Raw genomic sequence first — 354 nt, 5'->3', positions numbered from 1 at the left:
CATCCTGCTGGCCCGTCAGGTCGGCGTGCCGGCGCTGGTGGTGTTCCTGAACAAGTGCGACATGGTCGACGATCCGGAACTGCTCGAGCTGGTCGAGATGGAAGTGCGCGAGCTGCTGTCGAAGTACGACTTCCCGGGCGACGACATTCCGATCGTGAAGGGCTCGGCGCTTGCGGCGCTGGAGAACTCGGATCCGAAGCTGGGTCACGACGCGATCCTGGAGCTGATGCGTCAGGTCGACGCCTACATCCCGCAGCCGGAGCGTCCGATCGACCAGCCGTTCCTGATGCCGGTGGAAGACGTGTTCTCGATCTCGGGCCGCGGCACCGTGGTGACCGGCCGTGTCGAGCGCGG

General features: G+C 65.8%; 1 protein-coding gene. It reads left to right on the top strand.

Annotated features, from left to right (window positions below):
- Positions 1–354 (top strand): GTP-binding protein (locus tag VRZ08_RS25055; protein WP_414534250.1); only part of this gene is annotated, 354 nt, incomplete at both ends.

Source organism: Rhodopseudomonas sp. G2_2311 (genome assembly GCF_047501505.1).
Classification (GTDB): Bacteria; Pseudomonadota; Alphaproteobacteria; order Rhizobiales; family Xanthobacteraceae; genus Rhodopseudomonas; species Rhodopseudomonas palustris_H.
This window is presented reverse-complemented; position numbering and strand designations above follow the sequence as displayed.